Source organism: Ralstonia sp. Ralssp135, assembly GCF_047304345.1.
In the GTDB taxonomy this organism is placed as follows: Bacteria; Pseudomonadota; Gammaproteobacteria; order Burkholderiales; family Burkholderiaceae; genus Ralstonia; species Ralstonia chuxiongensis.
The window spans coordinates 101068-127709 of the sequence record NZ_JBGLYZ010000010.1 but is presented as its reverse complement, the minus strand read 5'-3'; the positions used below and the strand labels follow the sequence as shown (position 1 = coordinate 127709).

The following is a 26642-nucleotide window of genomic DNA, read 5'->3' as shown; positions in this document are numbered from 1 at the left end:
ACCGCCCGAACAGCCCCCGCACCCGCCGCCGGAAATGCCGCCGCCCGATGAACCAGCCCACGACCCAGTGCACGATCCCGAACCCCAAACGCCCCCAATCGAACTGCCACCCGGGGACCTACCGCCGGAAATCCCGCCCCAGCACTAGCGCTGCGCAACATCCCTTCTGTTAGAATCGCGGCCTCCCAGGCACCGGAGGCCGCGCGTTTTTGGTATGCCTGGGCAGCCTGCACATCTGCATATCTGCCCATAGCTCAGTTGGATAGAGCATCGGCCTTCTAAGCCGACGGTCGGGGGTTCGAATCCCTCTGGGCAGGCCAAGACCATATGTAAATCAAAGCCTTACGAAATGCCGACTGCAAAGTGGCAAACCAGGTCACGCTTTGCCGTGGCACTCTTCCGCCGCTACGCCTATTGAGCTCTACGGGCATCAACTGACACGTTCTCGAGCACAATCTCAACCCGCCTATTCAATGCTCGGCCTGCTGAGGTACGGTTGTCACCAACAGAATCTTTGGCGCCCCGGCCAATGATCGACAACCGGTCTCGCGCAACGCCATGCTTCTGCAAACGCTGCCCCACAGCCATGGCCCGTGCCGTCGACAGCGCGGAGTTCGACTCGATACGATCTCGCGGGCCCGGTGCATCGTCGGTATGCCCGAGGATGGTGACCTTGCCGCGCGTGTCTGCAAGCACCGCAGCGAGCCGATCAAGCTGGCGCGCAAGCGCGGGAGTGAGGTCCGCTCGGCCAGAGGAGAATCCTTGGTCACTGCTGAAAGCCAGATAGATCCGACCGTCTTTGGTACTGATACCGACAGGAGCCGCTCCGGCTTCGGAAGACAGCGCGCGTGAGACCCGCTCCTCCAGCGTCTCTCGTTGCTTGAGTAGCTGGGCAGACAGGGCATCTACCCGGCTGGCAAGCATCTGCTTTTCGAGATGCTGACGGTAAGTCACTGCCCCGAACCCGAGCACCAATGCTATTGCAACCAACGCCGCAATAACGGGAAGCCAAGAACGGCGTGGCGGTGGCTCTTGGCGAAGGAGCAGAATCTCGTGGACCTCCCCGCTGAAGGCCATGGGTCGCTCGCGGGCCCAACTGCTGGTTAATGCTGACGCGGCCGCAGGCGCGGGTGCGACGACTGCGCGATGTTGCATCTGGATTTCATGCAACGGCATGCCTCGCTCGTCGCCCAGACCGCGTTTGATCAGGAGGGCAATCACCTCCAGCGCATTGCTGCTGGCGTTCGGTGTTTCCTGCAGCGTCTGAATCCACGCGCGGCAATGCTGGCCGCGGCTGTTCTCTTTGTAGAACTCGGCCAGCAAGCTGTGTTGGACCCAGACGCCCCGCAAACCATCGGCACGCCCTCGCACACGGCTTCCGGCTTGGTCCAAGGCTGCACAGAAGCAGTAGTGCACCGCCTCGATGACATCGGCCTTGAGCGCTGCAGCTTGGGCCGCCTGCTTGAAGGCCTTGAGCCTGGTGCGAACCTCTGACTTGAGCGTGTCCAAGCGAGCTGCGGATTCCAACTCGGGCGACAGTTCGTCCAGCAGCCAAAAGAGCGGCTGTGCCAATCTAAGGAGATGATTCTTGGGTTGTATTTGACTTGCCATCAACCCGACCTCCCCGGACACTGAAACCCTTGCAGCAACCTGGTCGTCCACGGGTTTGCCAAGCTGCCTGTATTGATGTCGAGCTTGGCCTTGCGCCCATCAAAGTCGTACTCGGCCACGAAGTTGCTGGGCGACACCGAGTTGGCAAGCTTGCCCTTGGCGATCACGCGCATCATGGCCCACGGACCATTGGCGGTCAGCGTGGAAGTCTCCGGCCGCACGCGCGGGTTAGCCGTGATCTCCGCGCCCTGTCCTGCGCGCGGCCCAGGCCACGTGACCTTGAGCGGGATCACTGGCCCGTGCACGTAGCGCATGCTCTGCCCATCGAAGTCCATGGTCAGCTCGACGATCTCAGGGTCAAGCTCCACCACCTTCAGATCAATCTTCCACGCCATCTTCTTGGCGCCCGGGTCGCGGAAGAACACCTCGCGGATTTCCTTGGCACGTTGGAACGGGATGAGGCTCGGGCCCGCCACCGGCGGTACATCGGGTGCGTTCAGCTTATAACGCCAAGGGGAGATGGTCGCATCAACGTGCGGTGCCAATACTTTCTGGAAGAAGTCGTCCAACACACCACCCGACGCAAAGACCCTCGCAAAATCCTCGGCGTCTACATCCTGGGCTGATGTCGGTGTGAAGGGATACTTGCCGTCAATGGCGCTGCGGCAACTCTCACCGACGACGGCGTTCATCTGAGCGATGAGAATGTCTCCGATCCCCTTGTTCACGTCACGCGTGCCCTGCACCACCAAGTCGGCCAGCACTTCCTTGAGCGGAGCTGGCAGTTTGGCGGCTTCCATCTTCAGCTGCGCGCCAGCCTCGACGGGTGGCGGCAGATTGCGTGTCTCAAGCGCATTGCTGGCGACCATCAGCGAAGTGTAGTAAGCGTTGACCATGCTGGCGATAGCGTCCAGCCTTGGCTGGCCGCCTTTGTCTTTGGCATTGGGGGCCACCATGTCGGCGTGGCCTGTCACGACCTCGCGCAGGGCGGCGAACCGGTTGTCGACCAGTTCGCGTTCCTGACGCCCTTCGGCGCGTGCGGCGAAGCCACTGATCTTGTCAGATTTCTTGTCCAGGACGGCAAGCGCCCTGTCGGCGAGCGACTTGTCTTCCGACTCGACACCTTGGCTCAGCGTGGTCTCGCGCACCACCACGCGCCCCAGACGCGCTAACGGCGAATCGGGGGCTGCGAAGTTGCGCAGGATTTCCAGGTCGAATGCAAGGTTGTTACCTGTCAAGGCGCGGATGTCAGACAGGAACTCCGTCCAGCGCTGCGCGTATTCAGTCAGGTAGAGGCAGCGACAACGCAGTTCAGATTGCTTTCGCAAGGTGGGCATGTCGCGTCCAGCCGACGCTCTTGAGCCCGAATCAGTGCACCAACACCTGGACGCATTCCGGAGCCAAGGACTGCCTGAGATAGAGGCAATGCATGAAGCCTGCGCACTGGCACAGTCCATTCAGCTGTGGTCCGAAGCTTCACTGCCCGATCACGCGCCAGATCTGAAGCCCTTGATACGGCTACTGGAATTGGCCTGTCATGCTGGCCGGCCAAAGCCTGTGGCGGTCGAGTGTGCGCCGGCATCTGAAATTCCACCTGTTGCGGTGTCGTCTCCACCTTCGCTATCCGCCAACATTGCGCCGTTCGCACAGGCAGACCTGCAACCTGCCCCCACCGGGAACACCAACGATATGCCAACCAGCCGCCATGCCGCCTTGAGGCAAATCCGCCTCGCTCGCACTTGGTTTGAAGCGCATGAGCCCAGCAGTCCGGTCGGGCTGTTGCTTCGGCAGGCAGAGTCGATGGTGGGAAAGCCGTTTGCGAAGGTGTTTCAGGCGATTCCAGCAGATCTCGTCGAGCGGTGGGCGCAGAACGAATGATGGTGCCGTGTGCGGCATGCACGGGATCGGACAGCAATTGTGCGCTTCCCCCCGCGTTCCCGCATACGTGGGCGTACTGATGAGGCGTGCGTTCATGGCAAGGGCACCGGCAGCGCAGTCGAATACTTGATCTGCTCCATCGAGAACGATGAACTCACATCCGACAGCGGCACGGACTTGATGAGGTGTTTGTACACGCGGTCGTAGTCTTCGATACCCGACACCGCAACGCGCAGCAGATAGTCCATCTCGCCGCTCATCCGGTAGACCTCCACCACCTCGGGCATATCGCGCACCACTTGCGTGAAACGCTGCGCCCATTTCTCGGTGTGTTGATCGGTGCGCACGGCCACGAACACCGTGGTGCCGACGCCCAGCTTGCGTGCGTCGCACAGCGCCACCTGGGCGCGGATGACACCCGTGTCCTTGAGCCGCTGCACTCGCTTCCAGCACGGCGTTTGTGAAAGGTTCACCCGCTGCGCAAGCTCTGCGATGGGCAGCGTCGCATCGGCCTGCAACAGCCTCAGTAGTTCGCGGTCAATGGCGTCCATTTCTGTATAAGAATTTATTTCTATATATTACAAATTCTAGGGAATATTTTCCGCTATATGGAGAAATTCACAGGAAACTTTGAATTATTTTTCTGGGCTGTCCGCCGTATCATTTTTCCTGCCTCCACCGCAGCACAGAGAACGACATGAGCGACAGCAACACCCCGCACTACCTCGACTACGCAGCCACCACGCCGGCCGACCCTCGCGTGATTGCGGCCATGACCGCCTGCCTTGGCATGGAAGGCGCCTTCGGCAACCCAGCGTCAAGTTCGCATGCGACCGGCCGCGTCGCGCGGAACAAGGTGGAGCACGCACGCGAGCAAGTTGCCGCGCTCATCGGCGCTGATGCCGACGAGATCATCTGGACGTCGGGCGCAACCGAATCCAACAACCTCGCGCTGAAGGGCTACGCAGAGGCCGCCACCGGCAAGCGCCACCTCATCACGAGCCGCATCGAACACAAGGCCATTCTCGACACGATGGCGAACCTGTCGGCGCGAGGCTGTTCGGTGACGTATCTCTCGCCGACACGCGACGGCGAAATTACGCCCGAAGCGGTCGCCGCTGCGATGACGCCCGACACCGGGCTCGTCTCGCTCATGCTGGTGAACAACGAGCTGGGCACGCTGACCGACGTTCGTGCGATCGCGCAGATCGCGCATGCAGCGGGCGCGCTGTTCCATGTCGATGCCGCACAGGCACTCGGCAAGACGCCGATCGATGTGCGTGCGCTCGGCATCGACATGCTGTCGATGTCGGCCCACAAGGTGTATGGCCCCAAGGGGATCGGGGCGCTGTATGTGCGCCGCGATATTGCTTCGCGTATTGCGCCGCAAATCCATGGTGGCGGTCACGAGCGCGGTCTGCGCTCGGGCACGCTGGCAACGCATCAGATTGTCGGCATGGGCGTCGCGTGCGAATTGGCTGCGGAAGAGCTGGAGCACGAAACCACCCGCATTGCTGCGCTGAGCCAGCGGCTGAAGGCAGCGGTGCTCGCCCTCGGCGACGTAGTGCAGAACGCCGACGTGGCCCGACGCATTCCCCACACCCTCAGCTTCACGGTCAACGCGCCCGGCTTCATGCCGATGATGCTGGGCGACGACCTTGCCGTGTCGTCCACATCGGCGTGCAACTCTGCAGCGGGCACGCCATCGCACGTGCTGACGGCCATCGGTCTGGATGCCGATACGGCGGGCCGCACCGTGCGCATCAGCCTGGGCCGCTTTGCGACCGAACAGGACGTCGACTTTGCCGCTGCGTGCTTCCAGCGCGCGATCGAGCAATGTCGCGCCACCGCATCCAGCGGGTTGACGGCTTCGCGGCAGATCATGCCGGCCGATCTGAAGACCATCCGCAATGCAGGTTTCCGCTCGGTCATCTGCAACCGCCCCGATGGCGAGAGCAACGACCAGCCCGCCTTTGAGGACATTGCCGCTGCCGCCCGCGAGCTGGGCCTGGAAGCGCGCTACCTGCCGGTCGAGCCGAATGGCATTGGCGATGCAGACGTTGCCGCATTCGGCGCATTGGTCGACACACTGCCCAAGCCCATCCTCGCGTATTGCAGAAGCGGCAACCGGGCCAGCATGCTCTGGAACCGCCTGATGGATCAACGCAAGGGCGGAGCCGCTCCCGCCTCAGCTAAGCCACCGGCAGCTCAGTCGTCGACAGCACCTGCTTGAGCACCATGAACGTCCGGATCTGCCGCACGCCCGGCAGATACAGCAACTGCTCGGCGTGGAGTCGGTTGTAGCCTTCGTTGTCTTTCGTGCGCACGAGCATGAAGTAGTCGAACTCGCCGGTTACGACGTGACACTCCAGGCAGCCGGGCACCTTCTGCACCGCTTTCTCAAATGCCGTGAATGATTCCGGCGTCGAGCGATCCAGCACGACGCCGATCATCACCAGCGACCCCAGATCCAGCGCACGCGGATCGAGCAACGCAACAATCCCCTTGATCAGCCCCAGCTCCTTGAGCCGTTCCACGCGGCGCAGGCAGGCCGGCGGGCTCAAGTTCACCTTGGCCGCCAGGGCCACGTTGGAGATGGACGCATCGCGCTGGAGCGCCCTGAGAATCGCGCGATCGGTGCGATCCAAGGCGTGGCGCGCTGAAGCCGCCGACGCGTCAGAATCTTCCTGCAATTTTGTTTCGCTCTTTTTCATATTCAAGAAATAAAGAGATACATAGTTCGATCTACGTCCCGCTACGTTCTGGATAGTAGACGATCTTTGCAACCTCATTTCGCGGCGTTCTGCGTACCATTGGTTTCCGACATCCCGCCATTTGCGGCACTGAAGGAGCCACCTCATGAACCTGCAGCGATTTCCCCGTTATCCCCTGACGTTCGGCCCGACGCCCATCCAGCCGCTGAAACGATTGAGCGCGCACCTGGGCGGCAAGGTCGAGCTGTTTGCCAAGCGCGAGGACTGCAACAGCGGCCTGGCCTTCGGCGGCAACAAGACGCGCAAGCTCGAATACCTGATCCCGGAAGCGCTGGAAGGCGGGTACGACACGCTGGTGTCCATTGGCGGCATTCAGTCGAACCAGACGCGCCAGGTGGCTGCAGTGGCAGCGCACCTCGGCCTCAAGTGCGTGCTGGTGCAGGAAAACTGGGTGAACTATTCCGACGCCGTGTACGACCGCGTCGGCAATATCGAGATGTCGCGCATCATGGGCGCCGACGTGCGCCTCGATGCAGCAGGCTTCGACATCGGCATCCGGCCCAGTTGGGAACAGGCCATGGACGACGTGCGCAAGCGCGGCGGCAAGCCGTTCCCGATTCCGGCCGGCTGCTCCGAACACCCGCTCGGCGGCCTGGGCTTTGTCGGCTTTGCTGAAGAAGTGCGCCAGCAGGAAGCGGAGCTGGGCTTCAAGTTCGACTACATCGTCGTGTGCTCGGTCACGGGCAGCACGCAGGCCGGCATGGTTGTTGGCTTTGCAGCAGATGGCCGGGCCGACAAGGTGATCGGCATCGATGCCTCGGCCAAGCCGGAGCAGACGCGCGCGCAGATCCTCCGCATCGCGCAGCACACTGCCGAACTGGTCGACCTTGGCCGCAACATCACCGAGAAAGACGTGGTGCTCGACACGCGCTACGGCGGCCCCGAATACGGCCTGCCCAACGAGGGCACGCTCGAAGCCATTCGCCTGTGCGCACACCAGGAAGCCATGCTGACCGACCCCGTGTATGAAGGGAAATCCATGCACGGCATGATCGACATGGTGCGCAACGGTGAATTCCCTGAAGGCTCGCGCGTGCTCTACGCGCACCTGGGCGGCGTGCCGGCACTCAACGCATACAGCTTCATCTTCCGCAACGGTTGATGCGGCCGCGCCCCTGCGGCGCATCCGGGCGCGGGCGTGCATCGCGTGATCACGGCCCGCCTTCCAATCCTTCCTCAAGGCAGGACCGCCATGACGGATTTATCGACGGGGGCCGCGTCGATGCGCTCCCTCGCGCACCGCACCGAAGACAGCGACCCAGGGGAAACCGCCGAATGGCTCGACGCGCTGGATGCCGTCGTACAACATGCCGGCACCTCGCGCGCACAGTTCCTGTTCGACCGTCTGGCAGAGCGCGCCTCTAAGCTGGGTGTCGGCACCGCCCTCGCCCGCGTCACGCCCTACGTCAACACGATCCCCGTTGAGGCGCAGCCGCCGTATCCCGGAGACATCGATACCGAAGAGCGACTGGCCGCCGCCCTGCGCTGGAACGCGCTCGCCATGGTGGTGCGCGCCAACCAGGCGTACGGCGAGCTGGGTGGCCACATTGCAAGCTACGCATCGGCGGCCGACCTGTTCGAAGTTGGCTTCAACCATTTCTTCCGGGCTGACAACGCGGCGCACGGCGGCGATCTGGTCTACTTCCAGCCGCACTCATCGCCCGGCGTCTATGCACGTGCGTATCTCGAAGGCTTCCTGGATGAAGCGCACCTCGAACACTATCGGCGCGAGATCACGGGCCCCGGGCTGTGCTCCTATCCGCATCCGTGGTTGATGCCGGCGTTCTGGCAGTTCCCGACCGGATCGATGGGCATCGGGCCGATCAACGCGATCTACCAGGCGCGCTTCATGCGCTACCTGCACAACCGCGGCCTGCTGCAAACCTCCGAACGCAAGGTGTGGGGCTTTTTTGGCGACGGCGAAATGGACGAACCGGAATCGATCGGCGCCCTCTCGCTGGCGGCGCGTGAGCGGCTCGATAACATCGTGTTCGTCATCAACTGCAACCTGCAGCGGCTCGACGGGCCCGTGCGCGGCAACGGCCGTATCGTCGACGAACTCGAAGCGCAGTTCACCGGCGCCGGGTGGAACGTCATCAAGGTGCTGTGGGGCTCGGACTGGGATGCCCTCTTCGCCCGCGACCGTTCGGGCGCCTTGCTGCGGGCATTTGCGCAGACCGTCGACGGCCAGTTCCAGACCTTCTCAGCCAACGACGGCGCCTACAACCGCGAACGCTTCTTCGGCCAGAACCCCGAGCTTGCCGCGCTCGTCTCGCATTTCAGCAACGAAGATATCGACCGCCTGCGCCGCGGCGGCCACGACGTGCGCAAGCTCCACGCCGCCTATGCAAAGGCGCTGCAGCACAAGGGCCAGCCCACGGTGATTCTCGCCAAGACGATGAAGGGCTTCGGCATGGGCAGCGTTGGGCAAGGCCGGATGACGACGCACCAGCAGAAGAAGCTCGACGTCGATCAGCTCAAGGCGTTTCGCGATCGCTTCCGCCTGCCGCTGTCGGACACCGATGTCGAGCAATTGAAGTTTTACAAGCCCGCGCCAAACAGCCCGGAGATGCAATACCTGCATACGCGCCGGGCTGCCCTCGGAGGCTATCTGCCTAGAAGGCGGAAGGCGGCAACACAGGCGCTGACCGTGCCTGCGTTGCCATCCTGGGGACAATTCGCGCTGCAAGCTGAAGGCCGCGAGATGTCGACCACGATGGCGATCGTGCGGATGTTCGGCAACCTGTTGAAGGACGGTGCCCTCGGCCCGCGCATTGTGCCGGTGGTGGCGGATGAGGCGCGCACCTTTGGCATGGCCAGCATGTTCCGCCAGGTCGGTATCTATTCGCCGCTGGGTCAGCAGTACGAGCCGGAAGATCTGGGTTCGATGCTGTATTACCGCGAAGAGACCGGTGGGCAGATCCTGGAGGAAGGCATCTCCGAAGCCGGCGCCATCTCGTCATGGATTGCCGCGGCCACGGCCTACAGCACGCACGATCTGCCGATGCTGCCGTTCTACATCTACTACTCGATGTTCGGCTTCCAGCGCATTGGCGATCTCATCTGGGCGGCGGCGGACCAGCGTGCGCGCGGCTTCCTGATCGGCGCCACGGCAGGCAAGACCACGCTCGGCGGTGAAGGCCTGCAGCATCAGGACGGCACAAGCCACCTTGCCGCATCCACGGTGCCCAACTGTCGCGCGTGGGACCCGGCATTTGCCTACGAGATTGCCGTCATCCTCGACGAAGGCATGCGCGCGATGCTGGAGCGGCAGGAAGACACGTTCTACTACCTGACGGTGACGAACGAGAACTACGCGCAGCCGTCCATGCCAGGCAGCGACCTGCGTGCAGGCATCCTCAAAGGCATGTATCCGCTGACACCGCAAAGCCTGCCGACCGCACGCGTGCAGTTGCTCGGCTCGGGCGCCATCCTGGGCGAAGTCATGGCCGCCGCGCAGATGCTCAAGGAAGAGTGGAACATCGACGCCGCCACCTGGAGCGTGACGAGCTTTTCAGAGCTGCACCGCGAGGCGATCGCCGCTGAGCGCATCGCCCGCCTCGGCGGTGAAGCCGCGCCTTCGTATGTGGAGACCGTCTTGCGCGAATCGCGCGGGCCCATCATCGCGGCCACCGACTACGTCCGCGCCGTGCCCGAGCTGATCCGTGCGCACGTGCCGCGCCGCTACGTCACGCTCGGCACCGACGGCTTCGGCCGCAGCGATTCGCGCCGGGCGTTGCGCGAGTTTTTCGAAGTGGACCGTGCGTCCATCGTCATCGCCGCGCTGAAGGCGTTGGCCGACGACGGCGAGTTGGAACACGCCGTGGTGCGCGAGGCGGTTGCACGCTACGGCAAACACGCGACGGCGGCAGACGCGCCCTGGATGCGCTGAACAAGCCGCACTCGCGAGGCTTTTAGCTCGGCTCGCGGAGATCGAAGCTCGACGTTTGAGGCTCTTTGCTCGACGTGTCGAGCTATTTGCTCCGCGTGTCGAGCTATTTGCTCCACGTGCCGAGCTTTTTGCTCCGCGTGCCGAGCTTTTTGCTCCACGTGCCGGGCTTTTTGCTCCGCGTGCCGAGCTATTTACTCCGCGTGCCGAGCTATTTACTCCGCGTGCCGAGCTTTTTGCTCCGCGTGTCGAGCTTTTTGCTCGGCGCTTGGAGCTCAGAGCTCGGCGCACGAGGCTATTTGCTCGACAGCCCGAGCTTTTTGCCCCGCCTCTCACGGTTTGCCCTTGGCTCGTGACGCATCAGACCCCATCAGTGGGCCGGGCCAATGCATCAGCGCTACGGGGCCGCGCCAACGATGGCCTGGACATGTATCGCGCGGCGGCTGGCGCCAGGGCTTTTGGTCACGGCCGCTTTTTCGTTTCCAAATGTTACGAGGTGCACCGCGGTCGACTTCACGCCACGCAAGCAGCGCAGCCGTGCAGTACAGTCCATGCCATGAAAAAAGCCCTCACCTGCCCGTCTCTCGTCCTGCTGGCCTTGCTCGGTGCGTGCGCATCGCACCCGCAACAGCAGCCCGTTGATTCGACTACCGCCGCTGCGGCGACCACCGACGCCAGCGCAGACAACGGCTGGCAGGTGCTGCGCGCCAACTACATGGCGTGCGTCCAGCGCCAAGCCGATAGCGGCGTGCCGGGCACCACGCAGACGAAAGCCGTAGTCGCCTCCGCGCTCGACGCCTGCGAAGGCGATCTGCGCACCATGCACGACGGTTTCCGCGACCACCTCAGCGCATCGATGTCTTCGTCCGGCGCGCGCAAGGCAGCCGACCGCGTCACCAAAGACACACGCGACAAAGCCCGCGTCTACCTGATGGGCTACGTCGACCACGAGCGTTACCTGGCAAAGTCGCGCTGAGCGCTTATTAGCGCGCTTAGGACACTTAGAGCATCTCCAGCGCCCGCGGCCCCTTGGGCGGCGGAAAGATGCTGTCCAGCGTCGCCAGCTGCTCAGCCGTGAGCGTGTGCGACAGCGCGCCGATGTTCTCGCGCAACCGCTCGCGATGGCCTGTCTTTGGAATGGCGATGATGCCGTCGCGCGCCAGCAGCCACGCCAGCGCCACCTGTGCCGGCGTCATGCCGCACTCCTGGGCGAAGCGCACCAGTTTCGGATGCCGAACCAGCCGCGCCTGCTCGATAGGCGAATAGGCCATCACCGGCACACGGCGCTCATGCAGCCAGGGCAACAAATCCCATTCGATGCCGCGCCGGCTGAGGTTGTACAGCAGCTGGTTGACGGCAATCTGATCGCCGCCCGGCGAGTCCCACCATTCCTCCATATCGGACAGGTCAAGATTGCTCACGCCGTAATGGCGGATCTTGCCTTCGCGCTGCAGGGCCTGCAGGCCGTCCAAGGTTTCTTCGAACGGCACATCGCCGCGCCAGTGCAGCAGGTACAGGTCGAGACGATCAGTGCCGAGCCGGCGCAAGCTGCGCTCGCATGCCGCGGCAATGCCACGCCGGCTGGCGTTGTGCGGGTAGACCTTGCTGACGAGAAAGACGTCATCGCGCCGCCCGGCAATGGCCTCGCCGATCAGCGATTCGGAGAGGCCTTCGCCGTACATCTCGGCGGTGTCGATCAGGCGCAAACCCAGGTCGAGGCCCAGACGTAACGTGGCGATCTCTTCTGCGCGCGTGGCGCGGTCGTCGCCCATGTTCCAGGTGCCCATGCCGAGTGCTGGGACGCGTTCACCGTTGGGCAGAGTGACTTGTTTCATGTCGTGCTTTCCGATCGGGGAGGCAAAACATGAATCTACAAGAGACGCGGCGCATCGGTAAGACTGCGCCGGTCCGGTCAGAAAATACGCCCTAGCGCGCCTGACGTTGCGCCGTCCATCGGCGATAGCGCCGCGACTGGCAGGCTGCGGCCAGTTGCTGTTGAATCAGCGCCCGCAGCGGTGACACTCGCGGGTCTGTCGTGCGCCCCTCGCTCAGCCGGTTGAGCTGAAACTTGACGACCGCCATGTTGGCCAGCGCGCCCAGCGCCTTGTTCTTCCACGTGATGGGCTGCAGCGCGGGTGCGTTGTTCTTGCCGCCAGCCCAGTCGCGCGGCAGGTTCGGATCGATAGACAGCGCCGTCGCAATGCCCACCATGTCGATTCCGCTGTCGACCACCTGCTCGGCCACCGCCCGGCGCCGGATGCCGCCCGTGACCATCAGCGGCATGCGGGCAATGGCGGCAATGTCACGCGCGAATTCCAGGAAATAGGCTTCGCGTGCCAGTGTGCGGCCGTCACGCGCGTGCCCTTGCATGGCCGGAACTTCGTAGCTGCCGCCGGACAGTTCCACCAGATCGACACCCAGTGGGTTGAGCAGCTCGACCACCTGCTTTGCATCGTCAGGGCTGAAGCCGCCGCGCTGGAAGTCGGCCGAGTTCAGCTTGACCGCCACCACAAACTCCGGCGACACGACAGCGCGCACGCTGCGCACGATATCGAGCAGCAGGCGCGCGCGGTTCTCGATCGAGCCGCCCCACTGGTCTCGCCGCCGGTTGGAAATGGGCGACAGAAACTGGCTCAGCAGATAGCCGTGTGCGGCGTGGATCTGCACACCAGTAAAACCGCTCTGCTCGGCCAGTTGCGCGCTGCGGGTAAAGCGCTGCTGGACTTCACGGATGTCCGCCTCGGTCATCTCGCGCGGCACCGGAAACTGTTTGGACAGCGCGCCGAGCGCCAGTGGAACGGCTGACGGCGCCAGCGTCGGTTGCCCAAGCGATGCCGGCATCTGCCGCCCCGGATGGTTGATCTGCACCCACGCATGCGCGCCATGCGCCCGCGCGACCTGCGCCCAGCGGCGAAAGCGTTCCAGATGCGTGCCGTCTTCGAGCACGACGCCGTTCGGGCCGGTCATGGCGCGGTGATCGATCATCACGTTGCCGGTCAGGATCAAGCCGGCGCCGCCTGCGGCCCACGCTTCATACAGGCGCAGCAACGCGTCGGACGGCGCGTGATCGGCATCGGCCATGTTCTCTTCCATGGCGGCTTTGGCAAGGCGATTGGGAATCACCGCGCCGTTGGGCAGAACGAGGGGCGTGAAGAGCTTCATGGGTGGCATCCGCGATGGGGATTTGGGATTTGACATTTGACGACATCTGAACCCTAAGCTTAAAGTCAACTTGAATGTCAAGCCTGCGGAGAACGCACATGAAGATTGGTGAACTGGCCCGCCTGAGCGGCGTGGCCGCCTCCCGCATCCGGTTCTATGAAGCGAGCGGCCTGCTGCAGCCGGCTGAGCGGCAATCCAATGGGTATCGGGAATACGCGCCGGAATCGGTGACGCGGCTGGAGATCATCCTGCGCGCGCAAAGCGCGGGGTTCTCGCTGGAAGAAATTCGCGCCCTGTTGCCCGGGCATCTGGGCGAGTGGCCGCGCGAAGAATTGCTGCTGGCGCTACGCCGCAAAGTGGCGGAAATCGATGTGCTGGAGCAGCACCTGGCGCAAAACAGGCGCGACTTGCTGGCGCTCATTCGCGAAGTCGATCACGAGGCCGACGGCGAAGATTGCGCCGACCGCGCCCGCCGCGTATTCGACAAGATGAACCTGCGCCCGCTCAAGCAGCCCGCAGTAGAACCGCAGCCGCGCCCAGCAAGAAAGCGCGGCTGAGGCATGCAGACGGCGGCGGCTTTACGGTAAACGGAATCGAATCAAAACCCGCCCAGCGCGTGACGCAGCAGCAAGGCCGACAGCACGAGCATCGTCACGCCAATCAAGCCATCCAACACCTGCCACGCCCTCGGCCGGGCAAACCATGGCGCGAGCCAGCGCGCGCCAAACCCCAGCGACACAAACCACAACAGGCTGGCCGATCCTGCCCCCGCCACAAACCAGCCGCGCAATGCCGCGGCCTGCTGAGCGCCAATGCTCCCCACCAGCAACACCGTGTCCAGATAGACGTGGGGATTGAGCAGCGTAAAGGCCGCTGCCTGCGCCAGCGCCGCGCCCCGGCTGAGGCCATCGCCACCTGCGGCGGCCCGTAACTGGCTGGAATGCCGCGCACGCCGGAGTGCCTGCACGCCATACAGCAGCAGGAATGCAGCGCCCGCCAACGCAAGAAAACGCGCGAGACTGGGTCGTTCGCCCAATGCCTGCGCCATGCCAAGCACGCCCGCCAGAATCAGCAGCGCATCTGCCATCGCACAGAACAGCACCACACTGCCCACGTGCTCACGGCGCAGCCCCTGACGCAGCACGAAAGCGTTCTGCGCGCCAATGGCCACGATTAGCCCCAGGCTCAGGGCCAAGCCCTGCAGAAACACGGAAGAGGAAGTCGCAATCGATGTTGTCATGCGCGCAGCTTGCCGGTCGGGCTTGATGAAGACAAACTATCTTTTCTTCATCCAATTCAGTTTTACTAACCTTCATGCTCGACTATGCCGCCTTGGCCGCTTTGGCTGCCGTCATCCGAGAAGGCAGCTTCGAGCGAGCTGCCCGCGCACTCAATGTCACGCCATCGGCCATTTCGCAGCGGATCCGGCTGCTGGAAGAACGCGTCGGCTGCGCGCTCGTGGTGCGTGATCAGCCGTGCCGCCCGACTGAAACCGGCCGGCGGCTTTGCCAGCATGTAGACCGCGTTCGCCTGCTCGAACAGGAACTGCAAGGCGCGCTGCCAACGCTGGCGCCAGAAGGCGTCACCCGCGTTGCGCTGCCGATTGCCGTGAACGCCGACAGCCTGGCGACCTGGCTCGCCCCAGCGATCGCCACATTCGCAGCCGCACACCCGGTGTTGATGGAGGTGGCTGTGGATGACCAGGATCACACCAGCGAATGGCTGCGCAGCGGTGCCGTGCTGGCTGCCGTTACGGCCACCGCGCGGCCAGCCACGGGCTGCAACAGCCGCCCACTCGGCGCCATGCGTTATGTGGCCGCGGCCAGCCCGGCATTCGTTCAGCAATATTTCGCAGACGGCGTCGGCGCAGGTGCGTTGGCGCAGGTGCCCTGCCTCGTGTTCAACACGAAAGATGCGTTGCAGGCAACCTGGACAAGGCGCCTGTGCCATCGGCATGTGGAACTGCCGCGCCATCTGTTGCCGTCGTCACAGGCGTTTGTGACCGCAGCTGTGGCCGGCATGGGCTGGGGGCTGCATCCGCATGCGCTGATTGCGCAGCATCTTGAAGACGGTTCGCTGGTCGAGCTGGTGCCTGACACGCCGTTGGACATCCCGCTGTATTGGCAACACGCGCGTGCGGCATCGGCGCTGCTCGACGAACTCAGCCGCCAGGTGCTGAGCGCCGCGCGTGCCGCGCTGCTCGCGCCCTGACCGATTACAGCGCGTTCAACGGAATCTTGAGGTACTGCACGCCGTTCGGCTCCGCTGGGGGCAACATGCCCGCGCGAATGTTCACTTGAATGGCCGGCAGGATCAGCGTGGGCATGCTGAGCGTGGCGTCGCGCTTCGTGCGCATCTGCACGAACTCAGCCTCGGTCACGCCATCGCGCACATGGATGTTGGCGCGGCGCTGCTCGGCCACCGTTGTGTGGCAAATGGCTTCGCGGCCGGCGGGCGGATAGTCGTGGCACATGTAGAGCCGCGTGTCCGGCGGTAAATCCAGCAGGCGGCGGATCGACTGATACAGCGTGCCCGCATTCCCACCCGGAAAATCGCAGCGCGCCGTGCCCACGTCCGGCATGAACAGCGTGTCACCCACAAACACCGCATCGCCCACCTGATATGCCATGTCTGCCGGCGTGTGGCCCGGCACGGCCAACGCCTTGGCTTCCAGATTGCCGATATGGAACACCTCGTCCGGCGCGAACAGATGGTCGAACTGCGAGCCATCGAGCAGGAACGAGGGTTCGAGATTGAAGATCGGCTTGAACACGCCCAGCACAACCCGAATCCGCTCGCCGATAGCGATGCGCCCGCCGAAACGCCCGCGCAGATACGGCGCGGCCGACAAGTGATCGGCATGCGCGTGGGTCTCCAGCAGCCATTCAACGCGCAAGTCCTGCGCTTCGATGAACGCGGCAACGCGATCGGCTGAGCGGGTCGTCGTGCGGCCCGATTTCGGGTCGTAGTCGAGTACCGAGTCGATCACGGCGCACGGCGTGCCGGGCCCCGCGTGCACCACGTAGGTCATGGTGCAGGTATCGGCGTCGAAAAAGGATTCGATCTGGGCGTGCATGGTGGACTTTCCCGAACAATCTATATTTTTATAGAATATCGCCTGACATTCTGTCTGCCAATAGTGCAAACAGCGCGAATAGAACCCTGCGCCACGCCCCATGAGCCAATCCACTGCCAGTCCCGATGTTGTGCCGCTGCCCGAGGCGGCCATTTCCATGCTGCGCGCCTCTGCGTCGCAGGCGTGTGCCGTGCTCAAGGCCATGGCCCACGAAGACCGTCTGCTGCTGCTCTGCCAACTCACTCAAGGCGAGCGCAATGTCAGCGAGCTGGAAGCACTGGTCGGCCTGCATCAGCCCAGCCTGTCGCAGCAACTTGGTGTGCTGCGTGACGAGGGCCTTGTCACCACGCGGCGCGAAGGCAAATACATCTACTACCGGCTCGCCAGCTTCGAGGTCATCCAGATCATGCAGACACTCTCCGAGCTGTACTGCGGCAAGGTCTTGAAGAAGATGGCGGGACGCTGATCATGTCGCCGATCGAAGCGAGCTGGATCATCAGCGCGGGGCTGGGCTCTGTGGTGGGGCTCATCCTGGCGCTGACGGGCGCCGGCGGGGCCATCGTTGCGGTGCCGCTGCTGATTTTTGGATTGCACCTGTCGGTGCAGCAAGCTGCGCCGATTGCACTGCTGGCGGTGGGACTTTCCGCCGGGCTGGGCGCGATGCTCGGTTTGCGGGAAGGCAAGGTCCGCTACAAGGCCGCCGGGCTGATGGCGCTATGCGGCGTGGTGATCTCGCCGTTCGGTATCTGGGTTGCGCACCGCGTGCCAAACACGCCGCTCACGCTGCTGTTTGCAGTGGTGCTTGCCTACGTGGCGCTGCGCATGTTTCGGCAAGCGCGCGCGGCACCGTCAACCGAGCCCCAGCCAAGGCGAACCGCCCCGCCCTGCCACCTTGACACCACCACAGCCAAGCTGGTCTGGACGCTGCCGTGCGCGCGTGCATTGGCCGCTTCGGGCGTGGGCGCGGGCTTTCTGTCCGGATTGCTTGGCGTGGGCGGCGGCTTTGTCATCGTGCCCGCATTGCGCCGCGCGACCGATCTGCCGATGCAAACCATCGTCGCCACGTCGTTGGCGGTGATCGCGCTGGTGTCCATGGGCGGTGTGGTCGCCTCGGCGATCGGCGGGCATGTCGATTGGCATATCGCGCTGCCGTTTGCGGCCGGCGCGTTGACGGGCATGCTGGTGGGCAGGCGCTTTGCGCGGCGTTTGGCGGGGCCTGCGCTGCAGCAAGGATTCGCTGCATTTGCGGGCGCCGTGGCGCTCGGCATGATTGTCCGAACTCTGATTTGACCGGCGTGTTGCGAAAGCAGTACAATCGCGGTCTTCGGGGCGTAGCGTAGTCTGGTAACGCGTCCGGTTTGGGACCGGAAGACCGCGGGTTCAAATCCTGCCGCCCCGACCAGAATTGAGCAGCAAACAAAAACGGCTTACGTTCACCACGTAAGCCGTTTTTGTTTTGGTGACTATGCGTCTCTACCTACGCGCTCCATGAAGGTCCTCGCCGCCGATTACTTGAACCATCTGAAAACGGCGTTCTCGCAGTCTCCTTTTAACCCATAGGCCTTGATATAGGCCTCACAGTTGGGCTCATCTGCCAACTGGTCGCGTACGTAGCCATATCCGAACAAAGCCAGCAGCCCTGCGATCAAAGCCCACGTTGGTATCCGATTCAGGATAGTTGCCAGCATCATTTCACCCGTCAACGTTGGCCTGTCAATCAACATAGACAACGACGACAGCAACCTCAAGTCCGCGAATGCGTGGAGCGCCCTCGCCACTTGAGGCGTTACGACAACACGCTTGGCGCGGTTCGTTGCAACTTGTGATGTCATCTGGCGATGCTATAAAGGCAGCATCCGCATCCAGGCAATGTCGCTCACTTTCCCCATGAACCTCATCCTGTGGCGCCACGCTGAAGCCGAAGACGTGGCCGCATCATTGCGCATCCAGCGCAACACCGATCTGCAGCGGGAACTCACCAAGCGTGGTCACAAGCAGGCCGAGAAGATGGCCGATTGGCTGCGCCCTCGCCTGCCAGAAGACACACTCGTACTTGCGAGCCCCGCTGTACGCACGCAGCAGACCGCACGCGCCCTCACAGAACATTTCCAGACGCTGGCCGCACTTGCGCCCGGCGCCGATGTCAGTGCGATCCTCGATGCATTGGATTGGCCGTCGAATACGAACCTGCTGCTGGTCGGCCATCAGCCGTGGCTCGGCCGTCTCGCCAGCTTGCTCATCGCGGGCGTGGAAATGGACTGGAGCGTGAAGAAAGCCGGCGTGTGGTGGCTCAGCCGCCGCATGCGCGAAGACGAAGCGCAGACCGTGCTGCGCGCGGTGGCCAATCCCGATCTGGTGTGACACATCGCCCTCGTCACAGCATCGCCACGCAAAATTCACGCAACGGTCACGATTGACACGCTTTTGTCGCGGATCTGTCACGCAGCGTCTCTAGAATCGCCCCGAAATCCACCCTTGGGGATGCACGAATGCGAGACCTGCCGACGCCCACCCAGCCGTTGATCGACGCACTGCCGAGCCTGAATCTGGGCAACGCACGGAGGGGCCTTCCTCGCTCACCCGACGCTGTTCCGGCGCGTGACAAACCTGTTCTGGCCGTTTCGTGGGCGCGCCATCAGGATGAAGTGACCGAAGCGCAGCGCCTGCGCTACAAGGTGTTTGCCGAAGAAATGGGCGCCCGCCTGCCCTCGGCCCACACTGAACTGGACGTCGACATGTTCGACGCGGTGTGCGACCACCTGATCGTGCGCGACCAGAAGACGCTGCGCGTGGTCGGCACCTATCGCGTGCTGCGCCCGGACGCTGCCAAGCAAATCGGTTGCTTGTATTCCGAATCCGAATTCGACCTCGTGCGCCTGGCGCACCTGCGCCCGAAGATGGTGGAACTGGGACGCTCGTGCGTGCACCGCGACTACCGCTCGGGCAGCGTCATCATGGCGCTTTGGGCCGGCCTGGGCGAATACATGCAGCGCTACGGCTTCGAATCGATGCTGGGCTGCGCAAGCGTGTCGATGGGCGATGGCGGGCACTTTGCTGCAAGCCTGTATCGCAGCTTCGTTGACGATGGCTCACTCGCACCGATCGAGTATCACGCCTTCCCGCGCGTGGCGCTGCCGGTGGACGAGCTGAACCAGGATCTCGAAGTCGAGCCGCCTGCGCTCGTGAAGGGTTATCTGCGCCTGGGCGCACGCATCTGCGGTGCACCGGCGTGGGACCCCGACTTCAACGTCGCCGACTTCCTCACGCTGCTGCGTCTGTCGGACATCAACCCGCGCTACGCACGTCACTTCCTGCGCGGCTGATATCGCTCCGAACAGCGCCGCGCAAAAGAAAACGGCCCGGGTCACTCCGGGCCGTTTTGCTTGGGATGCGGCAAGATGCTTTACACGTACACCACCTTGTAGCGGCGGCCGATGCGCTGCCACTCATCGGCTTCCTTCATCAAGCTGTATTCCACCAGCGGATTCTGCTCGATCCAGCTCTTGGGCAGCTCCACCTCAAAACCGCCTTCATTCAGTTCGCCTTCGCTGTGGCGCACGCGCAAGCCCGGCAGTTGGATCGCTCCCCGTCGGCGGCACAGCACAAACGCCAGACGCAGGCTGAACAGCATCCGCCAATCCAGGAACTTGCCGCCGCCCGAGAGCTTGCCAAGCTTGCCTGCGTGGCCCAGCAGCAGCGTCGCCAGGCGCGCCTGATCGGTCTTGGAGAAGCCCGGCATATCGGCATGGCTGGCGATGTACGCCGAGTGCTTGTGGTACCCGCTGTGCGCGATGCTCATGCCGATCTCGTGCAGGTTTGCCGCCCAACCCAGCAGCGCGAGATTGTCTTCGCGGCGCTCATCGGGCGGGTCGGGAAACTGCGACAACAGCGCGGTCGCTGCATCGCGAACGCGGCTCGCCTGCGCGCGGTCGACGCTGTAGCGGCGCATGAACTGCTCAATCGTCACCGTGCGCATGTCTTCGTGATGCGTACGGCCGAGCAGGTCATACAGCACGCCCAGGCGCAAGGCGCCATCGGTCACGTCCATGCGGTCGACGTCGAGTTCTGCAAACACGCCGAGCATGATCGACAGCCCGCCCGGCAGCACCGGGATCCGGTCCGACTTCAGGCCGTTAAGCTTCAGCCGATTGGTGTTCTCCGACTTGACGAGCGCGCGCTTCAGGCGCTCCAGCCCTTCGCGCGTGATGCCGTGTTCGTTGCTCTTGTCGTTGAAGCCGTTTAGCTCGATCAGCTCAGCCAGCGCACGTGCGGTACCCGATGACCCAACCGCCTGGTTCCAGCCCGCCGTGCGGTACTGCTGCACGAGCACCTGGATCTCGCGACGTGCGGCCAGCTCGGCTTGCTTCATCGCGTATTCATCAACGTTGCCGTTCGGAAAGAAATGCCGGCTGTGCGAAACGCAACCGATATACAGCGACTCCATCAGCTTGGGCTTGTAGCCATTGCCGATGATGAACTCCGTCGAGCCCCCGCCGATGTCGACGACAAGCCGGTTGCCCTGGCACGCCGGTGCGTCATGCGATGCACCGAGATAGATCAGGCGTGCCTCTTCGCGGCCCGCAATCACTTCGATGGGAAAACCGAGGGCGGCCTCCGCCTCGATCAGGAATTCCTGCGCATTCTTGGCAACGCGCAAGGTGTTGGTGGCCACGGCACGCACATGTTCCGGCGGAAAATCACGCAGTCGATCGCCAAAGCGGCGCAAGGCATCGACGCCGCGCCGGCGCGCCGGTTGATCCAGGTATTTATCTTGCGTAAGCCCAGCGGCCAAACGGACCGGCTCGCGCAACGCATCAACCTGGAATATCTGGGTGCCCCCAGGAGTTTCGTCGACGCGGCCAATCATCAGCCGGAAGCTGTTGGAGCCCATGTCGACAGCAGCCAGCAGACGGGGGGTGGGACTCATGAATGAAAACGGGAGAGGAGCAAAATCAGGGGCGCGGAGTATTGTCGTTCGAAACAATGCGCAACAAAATATGTCTTTATTGTGTCCCGAACGTGACAAATCCAATGTGTCACAAATTTGACACTGAATTATGAAAAAGTGGCCGGATCGTCATCCGTCTGAACACAACATGTCGACATTGCCCGCGGGCGATCTGCTCAATCGCGAACTGGGCATCCTGGAATTCAACGCCCGTGTGCTCGCCCAGGCTGCTGACCCGGGTGTGCCGCTGATGGAGCGGCTGAAATTCATCTGCATCGTGTCGAGCAATCTCGATGAGTTCTTTGAAATCCGCATTGCCGGATTGAAGGAACAGATGCGCGACAACCCTTCATCGGTCACGCCCGACGGGCTGTCGGTGCAGCAGGCATTTGGCGTGGTTTCGGAGCGGGTGCGGCAGCTGGTCGCGCAACAGTATGCCATGTTGCAAGACGAGATCCTGCCCTTGCTGGAGAAGGAAGGCGTCTTCTTCCACATGACGACCAACTGGAATGAAGCCCAGCGCGCCTGGTGCCGCAGTTTCTTCCAGCGCGAACTGGTGCCCATCCTGACGCCGATGGCGCTGGACCCGGCGCACCCCTTCCCGCGTGTGCTCAACAAGAGCCTGAACTTCATCATCGAGCTGTCGGGCAAGGACGCTTTCGGCCGTGAAGCTGAACTGGCCATCGTGCAGGCGCCGCGCGCCCTGCCCCGGCTTGTGCAGATGCCGCCGGAGCTGTCGGGCTATCAGTATGGGTTCGTGCTGCTCTCGTCTTTCATGCAGGGCTTTGTGCACGAGCTGTTCCCGCAGATCGACGTACATGGCTGCTACCAATTCCGCGTAACACGCAACTCCGATCTGTTCGTGTCGGAAGATGAAATCACGGACTTGCGCGAAGCGCTGCAGGGCGAACTGTCCACGCGCCACTTTGGCGACGCGGTGCGCCTGGAACTCGCGCACGACACATCGCCGGCACTGGTGGTGCGCCTGCTTCAGGAGTTCGGTCTAACCGATGCGGACTGCTACCGCGTCAAGGGCCCTGTGAACCTCGTGCGCCTGCTGCAGGTGCCCGACATGGTCGACAAACCGGTGCTGAAGTACCCGCCGCACGTGCCGGCAACGGTGCGACGGGTCGCCAACAGCTCGAACGTGTTCGACGCCATCCGCCAGGGTGACATCCTGCTGCACCATCCGTACGAAAGCTTCACGCCCGTGCTGGAATTGCTGCAGCAAGCTGCGCGCGACCCAGACGTGGTTGCCATCAAGCAGACTGTCTACCGTACTGGCAACGAATCCACGGTGATGGAAGCGCTCATCAAAGCGGCGCGCAACGGCAAGGAGGTGACCGTTGTCGTCGAACTGCTCGCGCGCTTTGACGAAGAGACGAACATCAACTGGGCGGACCAGCTTGAATCGGCCGGCGCACATGTCGTCTATGGCGTGGTGGGCCACAAGTGTCACGCAAAGATGCTGCTGGTGGTGCGTCGCGAGGTATCCGGCAAGGGCAAGGCGGTCAAGCTGCGCCGCTACGCGCACCTGGGCACGGGAAACTACCACCCCAAAACCGCCCGCCTCTACACCGACTTTGGCCTGATGACGGCCAACGAGCAGATCTGCGAAGACGTGCATCACGTGTTCCAGCTGCTCACGGGCACAGGCGCGCAGATCAAGCTGCATCATCTGTGGCACTCGCCGTTCACGATGCACGACAACCTGATCGAGCACATCCGAGCCGAAGCGCGTGCCGCTCGCGCAGGCAAACGTGCGCGCATCATCGGCAAGATGAACGCGCTGCTGGAGCCGGCCATCATCGACGAGCTGTACAAGGCGTCGCGGGCCGGCGTGAAAGTCGACTTGATCGTGCGCGGCGTGTGCGCCCTCAAGCCGGGCGTGCCGGGGCTGTCGGAAAATATCAGCGTGCGCTCCATCGTCGGGCGTTTCCTTGAGCACCACCGCGTCTATTACTTCCATGCCGGCGGCGAGGAAGTCGTCTATCTCTCCAGCGCCGACTGGATGGACCGCAACCTGTTCCGCCGCGTGGAAGTGGCGTTTCCCGTGCTCGACCGCAAGCTCAAGGCGCGCGTCATCAGGGAAAGCCTGCAGGTGCATCTGCGCGACAACGCATCGGCGTGGGTCATGCAGCAGGATGGCAGCTACGTGCAGCGCCAGACGCGTGGCAAGCACGTGCGCATCAGCCAGCTGGAACTGCTGAACCACTTCTCGCCGCAGGCGGCTGCGGCGGCGGAGACGGCAGCCGCAGTGGCGGCGGCAACGGCTGCGGAACCGACGGTGCGCGCTCCGGTGGAGATCTCCGCGGGCTGATCCGCCAGCCTGTGTCTGCAAACAAAAACGCACGCTCAACAGCGTGCGTTTTTTATGCATTCTATGGATGGAAAGAACCGGCGATCAGGCAACGCGCTCATCGGTCACGCTGGCACTGCGCACCACCGTACGCTCCGGCGGGAACACGGCGCGGAAGGTGCTGCCCTTGCCATGCTCGCTGGTCACCTGCAGTTCCCCGCCGTGGCGTGACAGCACGTGCTTCACAATGGCCAAGCCCAGCCCGGTACCGCCGGTGTCGCGTGAACGGCTACGGTCCACACGATAGAAGCGCTCGGTCAGACGCGGAATATGCTCGGGCGCAATGCCGATCCCCGTGTCGGTGACGGAGTAAACCGCGTGCCCGTCGCGCACGCCCCAGTCGAGGCGGATCGTGCCGCCATCCGGCGTATAGCGCACCGCGTTCGACGCCAGATTGCTGAACGCGGAAAGCAATTCAAGCTCGGCGCCGCACACGCTGACAGTGGAGTCGCACGTCATGCTGACGGTGTGCCGGCCCGCAGACAGCGCTTCGATATCGTGCTGGAGCTGCAGCATCATGCGCTGCATCGGCACCGGCGCCAATGCCGGCGGCTCGGAATTGCCCTCGAGCGTGGCGAGCGCCAACAAGTCTTCCACCAAATGCTGCATGCGCATGGCTTGCGTATGCATCATGTCCAGGTAGCGCCTCTTGTCTTCTTCCGGCAGCGGAAGGTCGCGCACCGTCTCCAGGAAACCCGAGAGCACGGTCAGCGGCGTCTTCAGCTCGTGCGAGACGTTGGCCACGAAATCGCGGCGCATCGCTTCGGTATTCTCCAGCTTGGTGATGTCCTGCGACACCAGCAGCTTGCGGTCTTCGCCGTACGGCAAGATTTGGGCAGAGATGATGCTTTGCTTGTGCGGGCCCACGTCATGCATGGTGAGCGGCTCCTCGAACTCGCCGCGCGCCAGGTAGCGCACGAACTCCGGTCGGCGAATCAGGTGGGTAATGCGTTGACGCAGATCACGCCTGGCAGACAGGCCGAAGTGCTCTTCCGCCACCGCGTTGCACCATTCGATCTGGTCTTCACCGTCAAGCATGAGCACGCCGTTTGGCGAGGCCTGAATGGCCTGGATGAAGCGGCTGTGCTGCTGCTCAACCTGCAGCACCTGGGTGCGCCAGGCCTTCATCAATCGGTGCAGGCGGTAGTAGACCTCGCCCCACAGGCCCAGCGCGCTGGGGATCTCGCCATAGGCGGGCGAGTCCAGCACGCGCCACAGGCGTTGGATCTGATAGATGTAATAGAGGAGCATCGCCAGCAGCATTGCACTGAGCACGGCCAGCGCAACCACATGGTCGACGAAGAGATAGAGGCATGCCGTGACAATGCCCATGAGGGCGGCAAAGACGGCAAAGCGGGTCCAGAAGACGTTCATGAAGGCATTCTAAGCGCTGGACCGCGACGGACGTGTGAAAGCGCGATGGATCCCCCCGCTCGCGCGCTCGTCCGACTGCGACGTTATTGCCCCGGATTGCGCGCCAGGCGATAGCCGCTGCCGCGCACGGTTTCGATCATGTTGCTGTAGCCGCCCGGAGCGAGTGCTGCGCGCAATCGCTTGATGTGCACATCCACCGTGCGCTCTTCTACGAACACATGGTCGCCCCACACCTGATCAAGCAACTGCGAGCGGCTGTGTACACGCTCCGGATGCGTCATCAGGAAATGCAGCAGTCGGAACTCCGTCGGACCGAGGTCCAGCTTGATCGGGTTTTCTGCTTCGAGGTTCGTGGCCGTCACGCGGTGCGTGGCCGGGTCCAGCTTCAGGCCGTTGATCGCCACCACGTCGTCGGTCAGCTGCGGCGCGCGGCGGCGCAGGACCGCCTTGATGCGCGCCAACAACTCCTTGGGCGAGAACGGCTTCGTGACGTAATCGTCCGCGCCACTGTCCAAGCCCATGATCTTGTCCTGCTCTTCGCTGCGGGCCGTCAGCATGATGATCGGGATCTGGCGCGTGCGCTCGTTGGCGCGCAGCTCCTTGGCGAACATCACGCCCGACTTGCCCGGCAGCATCCAATCGAGCAGAACGAGGTCGGGCAATACATCGCTCATCAGCGAGAGTGCCTGCTCGGCGTTGTATGCGCGGATCGGGTAGTGCCCCGCGTGCTGCAGGTTGACGGCGATCAGTTCAGCGATCGCCGGTTCGTCTTCTACGACGAGAATACTGCTCGGCATGCTCACGTCTCCAGTCCTGCCCTTTATTCGCCCTCGCCGAGGATCTCGCGTGCCAGCGTCTCGCGTGAAGCGTGCCGGACGTCGGTGCCCTTGACGATGTAGATAATAAACTCGGCGATGTTCTTGGCGTGATCGCCAATACGCTCGATGGCCTTGGCAATGAACAGCAGATCCAGCGCTACCGAAATCGTGCGCGGGTTCTCCATCATGTACGTGATGAGTTCGCGCATGAAACCGCGGAATTCCTCATCGATGGCCTTGTCTTCCTGCAGGATCGACAAGGCAGCAGCGGTGTCCAGGCGTGCGAAGGCGTCCAGCGCGTGACGCAGGATGGTCGCGGCCATCTCACCCGAACGTTCCACACCGGCGTAGTTCAGCGCATGTGCCGACGGGTCTTGCATGATGCGCTTGGTGCGCTTGGCGATCTTCTCGGCTTCGTCGCCGGCACGCTCGAGGTTGGTGATGGTCTTGGAGATGGCCATCACCAAACGCAGGTCACGCGCGGTCGGTTGGCGGCGCGCGATGATGTTGTTGCAATCGCTGTCGATCTCGATCTCGAGCGCGTTGATTTCCAGCTCCACGGCCATGACTTGATCGCACATGGCGGTGTCGAAATTGGCCAGCGCACGCATGGCGCGTGCAATCTGTGCTTCCACCAGACCGCCCATCTGCAGCACCTTGGTGCTGATGGTGGTCAGGTCGGTGTCAAACTGCGATGACAGATGCTTCTCAGACATCGGTTTCTCCTTTTCGCTTCAGCGTCAGCGTTGTTGC

General features: G+C 63.1%; 25 protein-coding genes and 2 tRNA genes. 14 read left to right on the top strand and 13 right to left on the bottom strand.

Going from position 1 to position 26642, the window contains the following annotated elements:
* Positions 1-243 precede the first annotated feature (243 nt).
* Positions 244-320: transfer RNA gene (locus ACCD03_RS10195), tRNA-Arg, on the top strand.
* Between the two features lie 91 nt (positions 321-411).
* Here the strand turns inward: ACCD03_RS10195 and ACCD03_RS10190 are convergent.
* On the bottom strand, positions 412-1662 hold the full coding sequence (locus ACCD03_RS10190) for a DotU family type IV/VI secretion system protein (RefSeq protein WP_413411469.1): 1251 nt from the start codon (positions 1660-1662) through the stop codon (positions 412-414).
* Positions 1611-2948 carry a type VI secretion IcmF C-terminal domain-containing protein gene (locus ACCD03_RS10185; RefSeq protein ID WP_413411468.1) on the bottom strand — a complete coding sequence of 446 codons (1338 nt, stop codon included), beginning with the start codon at positions 2946-2948 and terminating at the stop codon, positions 1611-1613. The genes ACCD03_RS10190 and ACCD03_RS10185 overlap by 52 nt, the downstream gene beginning before the upstream one ends.
* An 88-nt stretch (positions 2949-3036) precedes the next feature.
* Here ACCD03_RS10185 and ACCD03_RS10180 point away from each other — a divergent pair, with 88 nt between their 5' ends.
* A complete protein-coding gene (locus ACCD03_RS10180; protein WP_325652108.1) occupies positions 3037-3489 on the top strand; it encodes a hypothetical protein in 453 nt (150 codons plus the stop codon).
* Between the two features lie 92 nt (positions 3490-3581).
* Here the strand turns inward: ACCD03_RS10180 and ACCD03_RS10175 are convergent, their stop codons facing one another.
* Positions 3582-4040 carry an Lrp/AsnC family transcriptional regulator gene (locus tag ACCD03_RS10175; protein WP_325652106.1) on the bottom strand — a complete coding sequence of 153 codons (459 nt, stop codon included), beginning with the start codon at positions 4038-4040 and terminating at the stop codon, positions 3582-3584.
* A 146-nt stretch (positions 4041-4186) separates the two neighbouring features.
* On the opposite strand from ACCD03_RS10175, the gene ACCD03_RS10170 reads away from it, so the two are divergent.
* Positions 4187-5722, top strand: a complete 1536-nt coding sequence (locus ACCD03_RS10170; protein ID WP_413411467.1) for an aminotransferase class V-fold PLP-dependent enzyme — start codon at positions 4187-4189, stop codon at positions 5720-5722.
* Here ACCD03_RS10170 and ACCD03_RS10165 read toward each other — a convergent pair.
* Complete coding sequence (locus ACCD03_RS10165) at positions 5682-6203, bottom strand: Lrp/AsnC family transcriptional regulator (RefSeq protein ID WP_027681186.1); 522 nt, start codon at positions 6201-6203, stop codon at positions 5682-5684. The two genes, ACCD03_RS10170 and ACCD03_RS10165, sit on opposite strands and share 41 nt — an antisense overlap.
* 145 nt (positions 6204-6348) lie before the next feature.
* On the opposite strand from ACCD03_RS10165, the gene ACCD03_RS10160 reads away from it, so the two are divergent.
* The 3 genes from ACCD03_RS10160 (at position 6349) to ACCD03_RS10150 (ending at position 11128) form a co-directional block, all read left to right on the top strand.
* The gene (locus ACCD03_RS10160) at positions 6349-7365 is read left to right on the top strand and encodes a 1-aminocyclopropane-1-carboxylate deaminase (protein ID WP_413411466.1); all 1017 of its coding nucleotides are present in this window, start codon (positions 6349-6351) and stop codon (positions 7363-7365) included.
* Between the two features lie 90 nt (positions 7366-7455).
* The gene (gene mdeB / locus ACCD03_RS10155) at positions 7456-10155 is read left to right on the top strand and encodes an alpha-ketoglutarate dehydrogenase (RefSeq protein ID WP_413411465.1); all 2700 of its coding nucleotides are present in this window, start codon (positions 7456-7458) and stop codon (positions 10153-10155) included.
* Between the two features lie 553 nt (positions 10156-10708).
* Positions 10709-11128 carry a hypothetical protein gene (locus tag ACCD03_RS10150; protein ID WP_045203215.1) on the top strand — a complete coding sequence of 140 codons (420 nt, stop codon included), beginning with the start codon at positions 10709-10711 and terminating at the stop codon, positions 11126-11128.
* 25 nt (positions 11129-11153) lie between these two features.
* On the opposite strand, the gene ACCD03_RS10145 is transcribed toward ACCD03_RS10150, so the two are convergent.
* Both ACCD03_RS10145 and ACCD03_RS10140 read right to left on the bottom strand, forming a co-directional pair.
* Positions 11154-11987, bottom strand: coding sequence for an aldo/keto reductase (locus tag ACCD03_RS10145; RefSeq protein ID WP_413411464.1), 834 nt, complete (start codon positions 11985-11987; stop codon positions 11154-11156).
* A 91-nt stretch (positions 11988-12078) separates the two neighbouring features.
* Positions 12079-13314, bottom strand: coding sequence for an NADH:flavin oxidoreductase/NADH oxidase family protein (locus ACCD03_RS10140; RefSeq protein WP_413411463.1), 1236 nt, complete (start codon positions 13312-13314; stop codon positions 12079-12081).
* A gap of 98 nt (positions 13315-13412) precedes the next feature.
* Between ACCD03_RS10140 and ACCD03_RS10135 the strand changes: the two genes are divergently transcribed.
* Positions 13413-13871 (top strand): MerR family transcriptional regulator, encoded by a 459-nt coding sequence (locus tag ACCD03_RS10135; protein WP_413411462.1) that lies wholly within the window; start codon positions 13413-13415, stop codon positions 13869-13871.
* 41 nt (positions 13872-13912) lie between these two features.
* Here ACCD03_RS10135 and ACCD03_RS10130 read toward each other — a convergent pair whose 3' ends face one another.
* Entirely contained in the window at positions 13913-14554 is a 642-nt protein-coding gene (locus ACCD03_RS10130) for a LysE/ArgO family amino acid transporter (RefSeq protein ID WP_413411461.1), read from the bottom strand.
* A gap of 74 nt (positions 14555-14628) precedes the next feature.
* Between ACCD03_RS10130 and ACCD03_RS10125 the strand changes: the two genes are divergently transcribed.
* Complete coding sequence (locus ACCD03_RS10125; RefSeq protein ID WP_413411460.1) at positions 14629-15525, top strand: LysR family transcriptional regulator ArgP; 897 nt, start codon at positions 14629-14631, stop codon at positions 15523-15525.
* Positions 15526-15529: 4 nt separating this feature from the next.
* On the opposite strand, the gene ACCD03_RS10120 is transcribed toward ACCD03_RS10125, so the two are convergent.
* Positions 15530-16390 carry an MBL fold metallo-hydrolase gene (locus ACCD03_RS10120; RefSeq protein WP_413411459.1) on the bottom strand — a complete coding sequence of 287 codons (861 nt, stop codon included), beginning with the start codon at positions 16388-16390 and terminating at the stop codon, positions 15530-15532.
* A 100-nt stretch (positions 16391-16490) separates the two neighbouring features.
* On the opposite strand from ACCD03_RS10120, the gene ACCD03_RS10115 reads away from it, so the two are divergent.
* The 3 genes from ACCD03_RS10115 to ACCD03_RS10105 all read left to right on the top strand — a co-directional run bounded on the left by ACCD03_RS10115 (position 16491) and on the right by ACCD03_RS10105 (position 17792).
* Positions 16491-16856 (top strand): ArsR/SmtB family transcription factor, encoded by a 366-nt coding sequence (locus tag ACCD03_RS10115; RefSeq protein WP_413411458.1) that lies wholly within the window; start codon positions 16491-16493, stop codon positions 16854-16856.
* Between the two features lie 2 nt (positions 16857-16858).
* The gene (locus tag ACCD03_RS10110; RefSeq protein WP_325652087.1) at positions 16859-17680 is read left to right on the top strand and encodes a sulfite exporter TauE/SafE family protein; all 822 of its coding nucleotides are present in this window, start codon (positions 16859-16861) and stop codon (positions 17678-17680) included.
* 35 nt (positions 17681-17715) lie between these two features.
* Positions 17716-17792 (top strand) — tRNA-Pro (locus tag ACCD03_RS10105).
* Positions 17793-17898: 106 nt separating this feature from the next.
* On the opposite strand, the gene ACCD03_RS10100 is transcribed toward ACCD03_RS10105, so the two are convergent.
* Entirely contained in the window at positions 17899-18222 is a 324-nt protein-coding gene (locus ACCD03_RS10100) for a hypothetical protein (protein ID WP_413411457.1), read from the bottom strand.
* Between the two features lie 55 nt (positions 18223-18277).
* Between ACCD03_RS10100 and sixA the strand changes: the two genes are divergently transcribed.
* Both sixA and ACCD03_RS10090 read left to right on the top strand, forming a co-directional pair.
* Positions 18278-18751: a phosphohistidine phosphatase SixA gene (sixA, locus tag ACCD03_RS10095; protein WP_413411471.1), complete on the top strand. Its 474-nt coding sequence runs from the start codon at positions 18278-18280 to the stop codon at positions 18749-18751.
* 128 nt (positions 18752-18879) lie between these two features.
* A complete protein-coding gene (locus ACCD03_RS10090; protein ID WP_004634231.1) occupies positions 18880-19713 on the top strand; it encodes a GNAT family N-acetyltransferase in 834 nt (277 codons plus the stop codon).
* Positions 19714-19793: 80 nt separating this feature from the next.
* Here the strand turns inward: ACCD03_RS10090 and ppx are convergent, their stop codons facing one another.
* Complete coding sequence (gene ppx / locus ACCD03_RS10085) at positions 19794-21317, bottom strand: exopolyphosphatase (RefSeq protein WP_045203224.1); 1524 nt, start codon at positions 21315-21317, stop codon at positions 19794-19796.
* Between the two features lie 169 nt (positions 21318-21486).
* Here ppx and ppk1 point away from each other — a divergent pair, with 169 nt between their 5' ends.
* Positions 21487-23658, top strand: a complete 2172-nt coding sequence (gene ppk1, locus ACCD03_RS10080) for a polyphosphate kinase 1 (protein ID WP_316676650.1) — start codon at positions 21487-21489, stop codon at positions 23656-23658.
* Between the two features lie 84 nt (positions 23659-23742).
* Here the strand turns inward: ppk1 and phoR are convergent, their stop codons facing one another.
* The 3 genes from phoR to phoU all read right to left on the bottom strand — a co-directional run bounded on the left by phoR (position 23743) and on the right by phoU (position 26605).
* On the bottom strand, positions 23743-25071 hold the full coding sequence (phoR, locus tag ACCD03_RS10075) for a phosphate regulon sensor histidine kinase PhoR (RefSeq protein WP_325652082.1): 1329 nt from the start codon (positions 25069-25071) through the stop codon (positions 23743-23745).
* A gap of 83 nt (positions 25072-25154) precedes the next feature.
* Positions 25155-25868 carry a phosphate regulon transcriptional regulator PhoB gene (gene phoB, locus ACCD03_RS10070; protein WP_045203227.1) on the bottom strand — a complete coding sequence of 238 codons (714 nt, stop codon included), beginning with the start codon at positions 25866-25868 and terminating at the stop codon, positions 25155-25157.
* Between the two features lie 23 nt (positions 25869-25891).
* A complete protein-coding gene (phoU, locus tag ACCD03_RS10065; RefSeq protein ID WP_045203228.1) occupies positions 25892-26605 on the bottom strand; it encodes a phosphate signaling complex protein PhoU in 714 nt (237 codons plus the stop codon).
* Positions 26606-26642: the final 37 nt, after the last annotated feature.

Bases quoted from the DNA above. Each gene is read 5' to 3' on its own strand.
- ACCD03_RS10185 (WP_413411468.1), bottom strand. From the start codon at position 2,948: ATGCCCACCTTGCGAAAGCAATCTGAACTGCGTTGTCGCTGCCTCTAC.
- ACCD03_RS10180 (WP_325652108.1), top strand. From the start codon at position 3,037: ATGCATGAAGCCTGCGCACTGGCACAGTCCATTCAGCTGTGGTCCGAA.
- ACCD03_RS10175 (WP_325652106.1), bottom strand. From the start codon at position 4,040: ATGGACGCCATTGACCGCGAACTACTGAGGCTGTTGCAGGCCGATGCG.
- ACCD03_RS10170 (WP_413411467.1), top strand. From the start codon at position 4,187: ATGAGCGACAGCAACACCCCGCACTACCTCGACTACGCAGCCACCACG.
- ACCD03_RS10165 (WP_027681186.1), bottom strand. From the start codon at position 6,203: ATGAAAAAGAGCGAAACAAAATTGCAGGAAGATTCTGACGCGTCGGCG.
- ACCD03_RS10160 (WP_413411466.1), top strand. From the start codon at position 6,349: ATGAACCTGCAGCGATTTCCCCGTTATCCCCTGACGTTCGGCCCGACG.
- mdeB (WP_413411465.1), top strand. From the start codon at position 7,456: ATGACGGATTTATCGACGGGGGCCGCGTCGATGCGCTCCCTCGCGCAC.
- ACCD03_RS10150 (WP_045203215.1), top strand. From the start codon at position 10,709: ATGAAAAAAGCCCTCACCTGCCCGTCTCTCGTCCTGCTGGCCTTGCTC.
- ACCD03_RS10145 (WP_413411464.1), bottom strand. From the start codon at position 11,987: ATGAAACAAGTCACTCTGCCCAACGGTGAACGCGTCCCAGCACTCGGC.
- ACCD03_RS10140 (WP_413411463.1), bottom strand. From the start codon at position 13,314: ATGAAGCTCTTCACGCCCCTCGTTCTGCCCAACGGCGCGGTGATTCCC.
- ACCD03_RS10135 (WP_413411462.1), top strand. From the start codon at position 13,413: ATGAAGATTGGTGAACTGGCCCGCCTGAGCGGCGTGGCCGCCTCCCGC.
- ACCD03_RS10130 (WP_413411461.1), bottom strand. From the start codon at position 14,554: ATGACAACATCGATTGCGACTTCCTCTTCCGTGTTTCTGCAGGGCTTG.
- ACCD03_RS10125 (WP_413411460.1), top strand. From the start codon at position 14,629: ATGCTCGACTATGCCGCCTTGGCCGCTTTGGCTGCCGTCATCCGAGAA.
- ACCD03_RS10120 (WP_413411459.1), bottom strand. From the start codon at position 16,390: ATGCACGCCCAGATCGAATCCTTTTTCGACGCCGATACCTGCACCATG.
- ACCD03_RS10115 (WP_413411458.1), top strand. From the start codon at position 16,491: ATGAGCCAATCCACTGCCAGTCCCGATGTTGTGCCGCTGCCCGAGGCG.
- ACCD03_RS10110 (WP_325652087.1), top strand. From the start codon at position 16,859: ATGTCGCCGATCGAAGCGAGCTGGATCATCAGCGCGGGGCTGGGCTCT.
- ACCD03_RS10100 (WP_413411457.1), bottom strand. From the start codon at position 18,222: ATGACATCACAAGTTGCAACGAACCGCGCCAAGCGTGTTGTCGTAACG.
- sixA (WP_413411471.1), top strand. From the start codon at position 18,278: ATGAACCTCATCCTGTGGCGCCACGCTGAAGCCGAAGACGTGGCCGCA.
- ACCD03_RS10090 (WP_004634231.1), top strand. From the start codon at position 18,880: ATGCGAGACCTGCCGACGCCCACCCAGCCGTTGATCGACGCACTGCCG.
- ppx (WP_045203224.1), bottom strand. From the start codon at position 21,317: ATGAGTCCCACCCCCCGTCTGCTGGCTGCTGTCGACATGGGCTCCAAC.
- ppk1 (WP_316676650.1), top strand. From the start codon at position 21,487: ATGTCGACATTGCCCGCGGGCGATCTGCTCAATCGCGAACTGGGCATC.
- phoR (WP_325652082.1), bottom strand. From the start codon at position 25,071: ATGAACGTCTTCTGGACCCGCTTTGCCGTCTTTGCCGCCCTCATGGGC.
- phoB (WP_045203227.1), bottom strand. From the start codon at position 25,868: ATGCCGAGCAGTATTCTCGTCGTAGAAGACGAACCGGCGATCGCTGAA.
- phoU (WP_045203228.1), bottom strand. From the start codon at position 26,605: ATGTCTGAGAAGCATCTGTCATCGCAGTTTGACACCGACCTGACCACC.